This window comes from Actinobacillus lignieresii (genome assembly GCF_900444945.1).
Taxonomy (GTDB): domain Bacteria; phylum Pseudomonadota; class Gammaproteobacteria; order Enterobacterales; family Pasteurellaceae; genus Actinobacillus; species Actinobacillus lignieresii.
In genome coordinates this window covers 1,052,356-1,064,773 of record NZ_UFRM01000001.1, presented here as the reverse complement: position 1 = coordinate 1,064,773, position 12,418 = coordinate 1,052,356, and the positions used below count along the sequence as shown (strand labels likewise).

Annotated in this window: 8 protein-coding genes and 1 pseudogene; 6 read left to right on the top strand and 3 right to left on the bottom strand. The window is 41.4% G+C overall.

Annotated features, from left to right (window positions below; genetic code table 11):
- Nucleotides 1-11: 11 nt before the first annotated feature.
- Both ppk1 and rlmD read right to left on the bottom strand, forming a co-directional pair.
- Nucleotides 12-2,102 carry a polyphosphate kinase 1 gene (gene ppk1, locus DY200_RS04775; protein WP_115587117.1) on the bottom strand — a complete coding sequence of 697 codons (2,091 nt, stop codon included), beginning with the start codon at nt 2,100-2,102 and terminating at the stop codon, nt 12-14.
- A 73-nt stretch (nt 2,103-2,175) separates the two neighbouring features.
- Complete coding sequence (gene rlmD / locus DY200_RS04770) at nt 2,176-3,507, bottom strand: 23S rRNA (uracil(1939)-C(5))-methyltransferase RlmD (protein ID WP_115587116.1); 1,332 nt, start codon at nt 3,505-3,507, stop codon at nt 2,176-2,178.
- Between the two features lie 57 nt (nt 3,508-3,564).
- Between rlmD and DY200_RS04765 the strand changes: the two genes are divergently transcribed.
- From DY200_RS04765 to rluA, 3 genes are all read left to right on the top strand, one after another.
- Nucleotides 3,565-4,890 carry an anti-phage deoxyguanosine triphosphatase gene (locus tag DY200_RS04765; RefSeq protein ID WP_115587115.1) on the top strand — a complete coding sequence of 442 codons (1,326 nt, stop codon included), beginning with the start codon at nt 3,565-3,567 and terminating at the stop codon, nt 4,888-4,890.
- 171 nt (nt 4,891-5,061) lie between these two features.
- Nucleotides 5,062-7,971: an RNA polymerase-associated protein RapA gene (gene rapA, locus DY200_RS04760; protein WP_115587114.1), complete on the top strand. Its 2,910-nt coding sequence runs from the start codon at nt 5,062-5,064 to the stop codon at nt 7,969-7,971.
- Between the two features lie 114 nt (nt 7,972-8,085).
- On the top strand, nt 8,086-8,754 hold the full coding sequence (gene rluA / locus DY200_RS04755; protein ID WP_115587113.1) for a bifunctional tRNA pseudouridine(32) synthase/23S rRNA pseudouridine(746) synthase RluA: 669 nt from the start codon (nt 8,086-8,088) through the stop codon (nt 8,752-8,754).
- Nucleotides 8,755-8,949: 195 nt separating this feature from the next.
- Here the strand turns inward: rluA and ampD are convergent, their stop codons facing one another.
- On the bottom strand, nt 8,950-9,498 hold the full coding sequence (ampD, locus tag DY200_RS04750; RefSeq protein WP_115587112.1) for a 1,6-anhydro-N-acetylmuramyl-L-alanine amidase AmpD: 549 nt from the start codon (nt 9,496-9,498) through the stop codon (nt 8,950-8,952).
- Nucleotides 9,499-9,618: 120 nt separating this feature from the next.
- Here ampD and DY200_RS04745 point away from each other — a divergent pair, with 120 nt between their 5' ends.
- The 3 genes and pseudogenes from DY200_RS04745 to DY200_RS04735 all read left to right on the top strand — a co-directional run bounded on the left by DY200_RS04745 (nt 9,619) and on the right by DY200_RS04735 (nt 12,412).
- Nucleotides 9,619-10,461, top strand: coding sequence for a 23S rRNA (adenine(2030)-N(6))-methyltransferase RlmJ (locus DY200_RS04745; RefSeq protein ID WP_115587111.1), 843 nt, complete (start codon nt 9,619-9,621; stop codon nt 10,459-10,461).
- An 83-nt stretch (nt 10,462-10,544) separates the two neighbouring features.
- Entirely contained in the window at nt 10,545-11,186 is a 642-nt protein-coding gene (gene pyrE, locus DY200_RS04740; RefSeq protein ID WP_115587110.1) for an orotate phosphoribosyltransferase, read from the top strand.
- Nucleotides 11,187-11,324: 138 nt separating this feature from the next.
- Nucleotides 11,325-12,412: pseudogene (locus DY200_RS04735) on the top strand (5-methyltetrahydropteroyltriglutamate--homocysteine S-methyltransferase).
- Nucleotides 12,413-12,418 lie beyond the last annotated feature (6 nt).

The following is a 12,418-nucleotide window of genomic DNA, read 5'->3' as shown; positions in this document are numbered from 1 at the left end:
TAACTCCCTAATTACTTTTTAGTGTTGGCTTTATTTGCTAAATATTCATAAATGGCAATCTGAGAACAACAAATCGGCTTGTCATTATGAACATATTCGTTTTTTTCGTTCGCATCAATAATGCGAGCTTTTACATTATCCGCAAGTTGGATATTCAGGATATCGATCACACATTGTTTTGCGTGAGCATCATATAATGGTGTACCTACTTCAATACGGCGGTCTAAATTGCGAGTCATTAAATCGGCGGACGAAATATATACGTCCGGATCGCCTTCATTTTCAAAATAATAAACGCGAGGGTGTTCTAAGAATCGATCTACGATACTGATAATATGAATATTTTCACTCAGATTTTTCATTCCGGCACGTAATGCGCACATGCCTCGAATAATCATTTTTATCGTTACACCGGCTTGGCTTGCTTCGTACAGTAAATCAATAATTTCCTGATCAACCAAATTATTGATTTTAAAAATCATACCGCTTTTTTTGCCGTCTTTCGCATTTTTGATTTCTCGTCTTATCAATTCCGTTAAGTTTTTACGAACATTTACCGGAGAAACCAATAAATGATCAAACTTAATCGGATTAAAAGGCATTTCAATAAAACGGAAAACGTTTTTAACTTCTTTGGTAATTTTCGGGTTCTTCGTCAGTAGAGCAAAATCCGTATAAATTTTTGCGGTATTTTCATGGAAATTTCCTGTGCCTACGTGTGCGTATTCCATTAAATTACCCTCTTCCATACGACTGATTAAAAAGAGCTTGGAATGGATTTTAAAACCTGGTGATGAAAATACTACTTTGATATTATTATCGGTAAGCATTTTAGCCCAATGTATGTTCGCTTCTTCATCAAAACGAGCTTGTAATTCAATAATTACCGTAACCTTTTTACCGTTATTTGCCGCATTAATTAACGCTTGAATAATGCGTGAGCGGGAAGCGACACGATATAAATTGATTTTTATCGAGATAACATTCGGATCAAACGAAGCTTGGCGAAATAATTCACAAATCGCATCAAAACTATGGTACGGATAATAAAGCAAAATATCTCGTTTACTGATTGCATCTAAAATCGGGTAGCCTTCTTTAATTTGCGGATGGCGAATCGGTGGTAACGGCGTATTGAGTAGTTCTTTTTTGCCGAGATCCGGAAATTGCAATAAATGTTTAAAGCTCAAATAACGTTCACCGGCCTCGATAGAGTCTAAATTACTCATATTCAAGCGTTCTTTAAGGAGTTTTAACAAATCTTTCGGCATTGTTTTTTCGTATAAAAATCGAACCGGTTGGGCGGCAATACGTTGTTTCAAGCTGGAAGACATTAACTCCAATAAACTATATTCCACCTCGGTAACCAAATCATATTCCGCATCGCGCGTCATACGAATGGAATAGACGGTAATTTCATCATAGTCAAAAGCGGAATTTGAGAAGATTTCATCCACACAAAAACGAATAATATTATCTAATAAAATAATGCGCTGATGGCGTTTGTAACGTTCTTTCGGCAATACGACAAAACGGGACAGTTTATATGAAGGAATCGGCAACACAGCCAATTGAGAAGTTTTCTTATTTTTCTTCAGTTCGACAATCAGGTTTGAATTGTGTGCGTTTAAAGATGCGGATAAATCAATTTCTTCATTTAAAATAATCGGAAAAATTTGTTGCTTAATTTCTTTTCGAAAATAGTCTTTCAACCAATCTTGGTGAAAAGTAGAAAGTTGGCTTTCATTAATTAAGAAGATTTGATGTTTTGCCAAGCGTAACATTAAACGATTATATAATTCCTCGAATTTTTCGTTTAACTGTTCCGTACGTTTTTGAATGGTTTTTAAATGAGAGCGAATTTGCTTGGCGGGTAAAGACTCTTGTTTACGAATGATCAGCAATTGGTGTTTTAAATTGGCAAAGCGGACTTGATAAAATTCATCCAGATTAGAGGCGAAGATTCCTAAAAAACGGATACGTTCCAATAGCGGATTGCTTTCATCCGCCGCTTCTTGCAAAACACGCTCATTAAATGCCAACCAGCTTAATTCTTTCGCGGTATATTTTGCTTCATTATGTTTGTTTGTAAAAACCAGCATTAATTGTCCTCAGTTGATTTTTCGTGCATCAGAAATTCTTGAGGACATTATTCTGACAAAAATGTATGACAATTTAATGACTGCTAAACAGTGATATAGATTCCAAATGTCCGGTATGCGGAAACATATCGATCATTGCCGCTTTTTTCAGTTTATAACCGGCTTGAATCAGTTTTTCCGCATCTCGCACTAAGGTGGCAGGGTTACAGGAAACATAGACAATCGTTTCGGGGTTCAATGCGGCTAAATGATCTAAACAGAAAAATGCACCGTTACGCGCCGGATCTAATAACACTTTGTTAAACGGTTCGCTTGCCCAAGGTTTATCGGCAAAAGGTTCGTCTAGGTTGGTTTGGTAAAATGCTACGTTTTTTAGACCGCTTGTATCACGATTCTGCTTGGCTTGTGCAACCATCGGCTCAACGCCTTCCACCCCCACAACAAAGCCGGCTTGCTTGGCAATCGGCAAAGTGAAGTTTCCCATACCGCAGAATAAATCCAGTACTCGATCTTGTGCGGAAAGATTAAGCCATTCCAGCGCTTTATCCACCATTTTTTCATTTAAGTCGCCGTTTACTTGAATGAAATCACGAATCGAAAAGCCCAGTTTAACGCCGTGAATTTGGTAGTGGGGCACTTCACCACTTAGTTGAACGATGTCGTTTTCAGCGGTCATCACATACAATGAAAGTGAATGCCGTTCGGCAAATTGTTGCAAGTTTCGGCTGTCTTGCGGATGGAATTGCCCTACGTTACGTACCAACATCGTAATGGTATTATCCGCTTGAACCAGTTCAATATGCCCAAGTGCCTTTTTGTTCTGCCACGTACTAAATAGGCTTTGCAATGGTTTGATAAGCTGAGAAAGTGGTTCTACCAACACTTCACAATGTTCAAGCGGTATGATTTGGTTTGAATTTTGCATTCTAAAACCAATCGCTAACTGATTATTTTGTAACGCGATGCTGAGTTTTGCTCGGCGGCGATAGCTTTTATCGTGGCCGACAATCATCGGCTGAAACTCAATCGGCTGTGATTGCAGTTTTTGTAAACGTTGAAAAAGCGCACGCTGTTTGGCTTCTCGCTGTAAATCCAGCGGAATATGTTGCATTTGGCAGCCGCCGCATTTGCCGTAGAGCGCGCAGCTCTGCTGTTGGCGTTCGGCGGATGGCTTTAAAATTTTAACCGCTTTAGCCCGCCCGTATTGGCGTTTTTCTTCCAATATTTGGATTTCAACTTGTTCGTTAGGTAAGGCATTTTCGATAAACCAAGTTTTACCGGCTATTTTTGCTACGCCTAAGCCTTGGTAATCCAAAGATTGAATGGTAACCGGCGGACAGGCGGTCATTTTTGCCGATTTTTTTGCTTGCTGTTTTGCAGCTTTTTCAGAGTAGAACAGTGCCATTTTTAGTGTAAAATCAAATTCGTAAAGTCAGTTATTATATATGAAAAAGGGGAAAAGATGATTTCGAATGTTTGGACCGAACGTTTTTTGGCGGATAAAAAACGGGAACAAGACCATCGTTCGCCGTTTCAGCGAGATCGCGCGAGAATTTTGCATTCCGAAGCCTTTCGTTGCCTGCAAGCTAAAACGCAGATTCACGCAGTTGGCGAAGATGATTTTTATCGTACACGCTTGACTCATTCGCTCGAAGTGGCACAGATTGGCAGTAGTATCCGTGCCAAATTATTGCAAGACACACAAGGTTTTCAAGCGGTCGTTTCCGAGCAAAAATTTGCAAATTTTGCTGAAAATCTGACCGCTTTATTGCCGTCTCGCAGTTTGATTGAATCGCTTTGTTTCGCTCACGACATCGGGCATCCGCCGTTCGGACACGGTGGCGAGATGGCGCTTAATTATAAAATGCGAGAGTATGGCGGTTTTGAAGGTAATGCTCAGTCGTTTCGGATTGTTACCCAACTTGAGCCCTATACACCTCAACACGGTATGAACCTCACTCGTAGAACCTTGTTAGGCATTATTAAATATCCGGCACTGCTTGAAGAAACCGAACCGCAAGCACGCCCGCAATTTGCCGAGTCGCCCTATATTAATTTGCACCAATTCAAAACTTGTAAGGGTATATTTAGCGATGATCTAACCTTTTTCGATTGGGTGTTAGCGCCGTTAAGCGAGCAAGATCGTAACTTGTTGCGTTCGATAAGTTTCAGTAAAGATCCGCTTGAACCGCATAAAACGCAATATAAATCGCTGGATTGCAGCATTATGGAACTTGCCGATGACATTGCCTACGGCGTACACGATTTGGAAGATGCGATTGCCGGCGGTATGGTCACGCCACAATCATGGCAACAGGCAGAGCAACAATTAGCACAATGTTCTTCTCCTTGGATTCAAACGATTTTACCGACCCTTAGCCAGAAATTATTTTCCCAACATCGTTATGAACGTAAAGATGTGATCGGGGCGTTGGTTAATTATTTTGTGACCAACGTCCAATGGCGTGAGCAGTCTGGCTTTGATGAGCCGTTATTACGTTTTAACGCTTATTTGCCGGACGATGTGAAATGTGTGTTGGAAATTTTAAAACGCTTTGTTTACCAATATGTGATTTGCGATGTGAAAACGCAGAGAGTGGAATATAAAGGGCAGCGAATTTTAATGGCGTTGTTTGATATGTTAAGCACCGATCCGGAGCGTTTATTACCACAAAATGTCGCATTACGTTGGCAACAATCGACACCGTCAAAACGCCCTCGGGTAATTTGCGATTATCTGGCAGGTATGTCGGACGGACAGGCATTTAAGCTTTATCAAAGTTTATAAGCCGGTAATTTATCGGCTCGAAAATCCGAATTGTTTATTCGATAGCCGCTTTATTTATAAAGCGGTTTCTTTTCGCTGAAAATTTGCAAAATCACGTAAGAATCAGACCGCTTGAAGTGTGAAATTTGCTAGAATAGATAATAATTTATAAATAGGAGAAATAACCCCAAAATGTTCGTAGTAGGTCAGCGCTGGATTAGCGAATCAGAAAATAATTTAGGCTTAGGTATCGTAACGGCAAGTGATAATCGTACCGTTACCATTCAATTTCCTGCCGCAGAAGAAGAGCGTATTTATGCGCTTTCGGTCGCCCCTTTAACAAGGGTACAATTTCAAAAAGGTGATCGAATCAATAGCGTGGAAGGTTGGCAGTTAGATGTTGAAGAGGTAGTCGAAAACCAAGGTTTTATTATCTATTTAGGTAAGCGAGCGGATTCCGGTGAAGAAGCCGTATTGCCTGAAATGCAGTTAGACCATAAAGTAAGCTTCAGCAAGCCGCAAGACCGTTTATTTTCAGCACAAATCGACCGTTCCGATCGTTTTGCTTTACGTTATCGAGCATTACAACATCAACAAGCCCAATTTCAATCGCCGCTACGAGGAATGCGAGGCATTCGTGCAAGTTTAATTCCGCATCAATTACATATTGCCAAAGAAGTCGGTCAGCGTGTTGCGCCTCGTGTGTTATTGGCGGATGAAGTCGGTTTAGGTAAAACGATTGAAGCGGGGATGATTTTACAGCAGCAACTTTTCTCCGGCAGAGTCGAACGCGTATTAGTGCTTGTGCCGGAAAGTTTGCAACATCAGTGGTTGGTTGAAATGTTACGTCGTTTCAACTTGAAATTCTCACTATTTGATGAAGAGCGTTGCAGCGATTTTGATAAAGCGGATGAAGACGGTAATGATGTCAGCGAAAATCCGTTTGATAGCGAAGCGTTAGTAATCGCTTCAATCGACTGGTTAGAAAGTTCACCAAATCGTGCGAAGCAAGTATTGGCAAGCCATTGGGATATGCTCATCGTGGATGAAGCGCACCACTTAGCATGGTCGGAAAACGAGCCGAGTGTCGGCTATCAATTTGTTGAGCGTTTATCCAAACAAACTCCGGCGGTATTACTGCTCACCGCAACACCGGAGCAATTAGGGCAAGAAAGTCACTTTGCTCGTTTAGCGTTATTGGATTCTAATCGTTTCTACGATTACAACAGCTTTGTTGCCGAACAAAAAGATTACAAACCGGTGGCGGATGCGGTGGCGACCTTGCTGAATGACAAAGCGTTAAGCAATGACGAGCAAAATAGCATTGCGGAATTACTCAGCGAGAAAGATACCGAACCGATGTTTAAGGTAATCAATAGCGAAAAATCGAAAGAAAATGACCGCTTGCAAGTGCGTCAAGAATTGATTCGTGAGCTGATTGACCGCCACGGTACCAGCCGTGTGTTATTCCGTAATACACGTCAGGGTGTGAAAGGTTTCCCACATCGTGTTTATCATCAAATTACTTTGGAAATGCCGAGCCAATATACCAATGCGTTAAAAGTGATGGGAATGATGGGCGGCGTAACCAAAGATGATCAGCTTTATCCGGAACGTTTATTCCAACGTATGAATCCGGCGGCAAAATGGGCGGATTTTGATCCTCGTATCGAATGGTTGATTACCTTCCTGAAAAATCACCGTGACGAGAAAATCTTAGTCATTTGTAAGCAAGCGGATACGGCCATTGCATTGGAACAAATCTTACGTGAACGTGAAGCGATTCGTTCGGCGGTGTTCCACGAAAAAATGTCGATTGTAGAACGAGACAGAGCTTCCGCTTACTTTGCCCAAATGGAAGAGGGCGCTCAGGTCTTGATTAGTTCGAGTATCGGCTCGGAAGGGCGTAACTTCCAATTTGCCAGCAATTTAGTGTTGTTCAATTTACCGGATAATCCGGACTTATTGGAACAAAGTATCGGACGTTTAGACCGTATCGGTCAGAAAAATGATATTCAGATTCACGTACCGTGCTTTGAAAATTCAATGCAAATGGTATTGGCGACTTGGTATCATCAAGGTCTAAATGCGTTTGAAGAAACTTGTCCGATGGGCGCCGCATTATTCCGTGAATTCGGCGAAGAATTGGAAGGCTTCTTGAAGAACCCGCAAGCGGTCGGATTTGACGAATTTCTTGCAAGAACCTTTAAACGTCAGCAACAGTTGAAGGCAGAATTAGAGCAAGGTCGAGATCGTTTGCTTGAGCTCAATTCAAATGGCGGTGAAGCGGCACAAGAGTTAGCTGAGGCGATTGCGAAAGAAGATAATAATCCGCACTTAGTCAATTTTGCTTTGAGTTTATTTGATGTTATCGGCTTAGAGCAGGAAGATTTAGGCGAGCAATCTATCGTGATTAGCCCGACCGGTCATATGTTAGTGCCGGACTTCCCGGGCATTGCCGAAGACGGCACGACTGTGACTTTTGATCGCCAGCTTGCACTCATGCGAGAAGAGGTTGAGTTTTTAACCTGGGATCACCCAATGATTCGTAACGGTATTGACTTGATTACTTCCGGCGACATCGGTAAATCGGCAATTTCGTTACTGATTAATAAAAACTTACCGGCAGGCACTTTATTGCTTGAAGCGATTTATATGGTGGAAACTCAAGCGCCGAAAGGTTTAAATTTAACGCGTTTCCTACCGCCGACACCGGTGCGTATCTTATTAGATAATAAAGGTAACGATATGGCGGCTCAGGTGTCGTTTGCAGGGCTTGAGAAGCAGTTAAAACCGCTGAATAAACAAATGGCAAATAAAATTGCGAAAATGGCGCAAGCTGATATTAAAAAATTAATCGGTATCAGCGAGCAAAAAATCGCAGCTAAATTACCGGAATTAATCGAAAAAGCCAGCCAAGATGCGGATAGTACATTAAGTGCGGAATTGCACCGTTTAACCTCGTTACAAGCGGTGAATAAAAATATTCGTGCTGATGAAATTGAAGCATTGGAACAACAACGCATTGAATCGCTTAAGCAAATTGCATTAGCAAATTGGCGTTTAGACAGCTTACGTGTGATTGTAAGTAATAAAGAATAGGGTATTTATCACGGAATAGACGGAAATACGGCAACGTGAATTTGCAGAAAAAACTTCAAAATTTACCGCTTGTTCGATGTATTCGTCCGTTCCGTGTTTTTTATGGTAATAAAAATGGCATTAATTGAATATCATCCTCCGCTTGAACCGTTTTTAACGGAAGTTTATCGTGATAATCATATTTTAGTGATTAATAAACCGAGTGGGTTGCTTTCCGTGCCGGGCAATCGTCCGGAGTATTATGATAGTGCAATGACTCGTGTACAGCAGAAATATGGCTTTACCGAACCGGCACATCGTCTGGATATGGCAACCAGCGGTATTCTGTTATTTGCACTCAGCAAAGCGGCGGAAAAAGAGTTGAAGCGTCAGTTTCGTGACAGGGAACCGAAAAAGCATTATATCGCTTTGCTTTGGGGCAAATTAGGCGAAAAGGTCGGTGATACCGGCGAAATGAATTTTCCGCTGATTTGTGACTGGGAAAATCGTCCTCGTCAGAAAATTTGTTATGAACGAGGTAAAAAGGCGATTACGCATTATGAAGTATTGGCGCATTTACCGAATAATACCACTCGAGTAAAACTCACCCCGATTACCGGTCGCTCACATCAGCTAAGAGTACATTCGCTTGCGTTAGGGCATCCGATTCTCGGCGATAAATTTTATGCTAATCCGTTAGCTAAAAGTTTATCTCCTCGTTTGTGTTTGCATGCGGAATCGTTATCCATTACGCATCCGATAACCGGTGAAGCGATGACTTTTACCGCTCAAGCGGAATTTTGATGAAGTTAATTTAAATTATTTTACAAATATGCTTTACATAAATTAATTTATTGTTTACAATGTTTTCGTTCTATGACAAACCATCCTTGTTATAGAACGGGTCATCATCCAAATGACTTAGAAAATTTTATTCATTCCTAATATATTGGCTAGGATTTATTCCTAGCCGTTTTTTATGCCAAACGAGCTAAATCGTTAAGCAATCAGTGTTTTATAATAACCCCAATCGAAATATTGTCCGGGATCGATTTTACGTTCCGGTGCAATATCGCAATGCCCCGCGATACGTTGTAAGGTGATTTCAGGATATTCCGTCATCAGTGCTTGAGTTAAGTGCGCCAAGGATTTGTATTGCGCTTCGGTAAACGGCTGATGATTACTGCCTTCCAGCTCAATCCCAATCGAATATTCATTACATTTATCTCGTCCGTTAAATTCGGAAAGTCCGGCGTGCCATGCCATATCGTTAAAATTGACATATTGAGTAATTTCGCCTTTACGGTTAATTAAGCAGTGTGCCGAAACGCGTAAGTCTTTGATTTCTTCAAAATAAGGATGAACGGTCGGATCTAAATTACCTTGGAAAAATTGGTCGATAAAATTACCGCCGAACTGTTCCGGAGGCAGGCTGATATAGTGAATCACTAACAGCGAAATATCGTTCGCTATCGGGCGAGCGTTAAAGTGAGGAGAAGGAACTTGTTTTTGATGAATAAGTATGCCGTTTTGTATCGTGAGATCCATATATTTCCTTTCTGTTGCTATTGAACCGGTGAATGATAACTTATGCTATTTTCCGTGTTTTCCGCTTTGTTCCGTGTTAAAATCACAATTCATAACATATTGAAAAAATAGAGAGAATTTATGCTCAGCTATCGCCATAGTTTCCACGCCGGTAATCATGCGGATGTGGTAAAACATATTGTTCAGCTTTTGATTTTACAATCATTAAAACAGAAAGATAAAGGCTTTCTTTATTTGGATACGCATTCCGGTGTCGGGCGTTATAGCTTATTAAGCGCGGAATCGGAGAAAACCGGCGAATATCTGGAAGGTGTTGCCCGTTTGTGGGAACGAACGGATTTACCGGAAGAAGTCGCGTTATACATTAATGAACTGAAAAAAATTAATAAAGGCGAGAAATTACGCTATTACGCCGGCTCGCCGTTATTGGCGGTTAATCAGTTACGTCCGCAAGATCGTGCAATTTTAACCGAATTACATCCGAATGATTTCCCGTTATTACGCCAAGAGTTTGATAAGAAAGATAATGTCGTTACCAAGCGTGAAAACGGTTTTCAGCAATTAAAATCCGCATTACCGCCGAAAGAGCGTCGTGGTTTTGTGTTAATCGATCCGCCGTACGAATTAAAAGAAGATTATGAATTGGTGGTGAAAGCGATAGAGGAAGGCTATAAACGTTTTGCCACGGGTATTTATGCGATTTGGTATCCGGTGGTATTACGCCAGCACACTAAACGTATTGTACGCGGTTTGGCGGATAGCGGTATTCGTAAAATTTTACAAATTGAATTGGCGGTACGACCGGATTCCGATCAACGTGGTATGACGGCAAGCGGTATGATTGTGATTAATCCGCCTTGGCAATTAGAAAGCCAGATGAAAAAAGTGCTTCCGTATCTTGCCGAAGTGCTGGTTCCGGAAGGAACGGCATCTTGGACGGTGAGTTGGATCACGCCGGAATAATTTGATTAGTCGCAGATAACGCAGATAAACGGAAGTTTCCGTGAAAATCGGTGTTGTCTGTGGTTTTTTTATAAGGAAACAACATGGAACAATATAAACACGATTTTATTGAATTTGCATTAAGCCGTAACGTTTTAAAATTCGGCGAATTTATCCTGAAATCAGGCAGAAAAAGCCCGTATTTCTTTAATGCGGGTTTATTTAATACCGGTAGAGATCTTGCCAAACTCGGTGAGTTTTATGCGCAGGCGATTCAAGCAAGCGGTCTAAATTTCGACGTACTTTTCGGACCGGCTTATAAAGGTATCCCGATTGCAACGACGGTTGCGGTTGCGTTAGTTAATCAATTTGATGTGGATAAGCCTTGTTGCTTTAACCGTAAAGAAGCGAAAGATCACGGCGAGGGCGGTAATCTTATCGGTTCGCCGTTGAAAGGCAGAATCTTATTAGTTGATGACGTGATTACCGCCGGTACGGCAATCCGTGAATCGATGGAAATCATTAATGCGAATCAAGCGGAATTAGCAGGCGTATTGATTGCGTTAAATCGTAAAGAAAAGGGCAAAGGCGAGCTTTCCGCAATTCAAGAAGTCGAACGTGATTACGGCTGCCAAGTTTTCTCGATTATCGATTTTGACGATTTAATTCAATTTATTGAAAAATCGGAACAATACGCACCGTATTTAGCTTCAATGCGTGCTTATCGCGAGCAGTACGGCGTGTAAGAATCTCTAAATTGATTATGAATTAATTTCATAAAAAATCGAAAAAGTTTCACATTAATTTGAATGATTTTCCTTGAGTGATACAGTTCGTTCGCTTACGATAACTACGAAATATCACATTAACGGAGTACCCTAATTATGACAGTAAAAAATTTACCTTTTCATGCGGATACGGTCGGTTCGTATTTAAGAACGGATGCGTGGAAAAAAGCGCATGCGGATTATAAAGCCGGCACGATTTCACTTGAAGCGCGCGATGCGATTGTTGAAGAAGAAGTCAAAAATTAGTACAGGCACAATTAGATGCCGGTATTCAAGTGGTAACCGACGGTGAATTCCATCGTTCTTGGTGGCACATCGATTTCTTAGAGAATTTAAACGGTATCGAAGGTTATGTACCGGAGAAAGCGTATGCGTTTAAAGGCGTAGCTGTACGTCCGTACAACACGCGTTGTTGCGGTAAAGTTTCTTGGAATCCGAATCATCCGTTCCTTGAGCATTTCAAAAAATTTAATGCGATTGTCGCCGGTAGAGCGGTAGCAAAATTTACTATTCCAAGCCCGAACCAATTAATGTATCCGGTGCAATGGGATCACGGTATCTATGCAACCCGTGAAGAATTTGCCAAAGATGTGCAACAGGCTTATAAAGATGCGATTAAAGCGTTCTATGATGCGGGGTGTCGCTACTTACAGATTGATGACGTATATTGGGGATCTCTCTGTAACAATTACCAACAACCGATCTTTGAAGCGGATAAAGCGCAAGCGGTTGCCAATATTCAAGCGATTTTAGCGGACAAACCGGCCGATTTAACCATCACGACTCACGTTTGTCGCGGTAACTATAAATCTTCTTATTTATTAGAAGGCGCTTATGACCCGATTGCGGACGGTTTATTCGGTCAAACCAATTATGACGGTTACTTCTTAGAATATGATGATGAACGTTCAGGCGGTTTCGAGCCGTTAAAACATTTTGCGAATAATAAAGGTCGCGTGGTGTTAGGCTTAATCAGTTCTAAATTCCCGGAATTGGAAGATAAAGAAGCGATTAAAGCGCGTATTGCCGAAGCGGCGAAATATGTCCCGCTTGAGCAACTTTGCTTAAGCCCGCAATGCGGTTTTGCTTCAACCGAGGAAGGTAACGTGATGACCGAAGAGCAGCAATGGGCAAAAGTACGTCACGTGGAAGAAATTGCGAAAGAAGTGTGGGGCGAAGATTAATTTCGA

Bases quoted from the DNA above. Each gene is read 5' to 3' on its own strand.
- DY200_RS04745 (WP_115587111.1), top strand. From the start codon at position 9,619: ATGCTCAGCTATCGCCATAGTTTCCACGCCGGTAATCATGCGGATGTG.
- rlmD (WP_115587116.1), bottom strand. From the start codon at position 3,507: ATGGCACTGTTCTACTCTGAAAAAGCTGCAAAACAGCAAGCAAAAAAA.
- DY200_RS04765 (WP_115587115.1), top strand. From the start codon at position 3,565: ATGATTTCGAATGTTTGGACCGAACGTTTTTTGGCGGATAAAAAACGG.
- ppk1 (WP_115587117.1), bottom strand. From the start codon at position 2,102: ATGCTGGTTTTTACAAACAAACATAATGAAGCAAAATATACCGCGAAA.
- rapA (WP_115587114.1), top strand. From the start codon at position 5,062: ATGTTCGTAGTAGGTCAGCGCTGGATTAGCGAATCAGAAAATAATTTA.
- ampD (WP_115587112.1), bottom strand. From the start codon at position 9,498: ATGGATCTCACGATACAAAACGGCATACTTATTCATCAAAAACAAGTT.
- rluA (WP_115587113.1), top strand. From the start codon at position 8,086: ATGGCATTAATTGAATATCATCCTCCGCTTGAACCGTTTTTAACGGAA.
- pyrE (WP_115587110.1), top strand. From the start codon at position 10,545: ATGGAACAATATAAACACGATTTTATTGAATTTGCATTAAGCCGTAAC.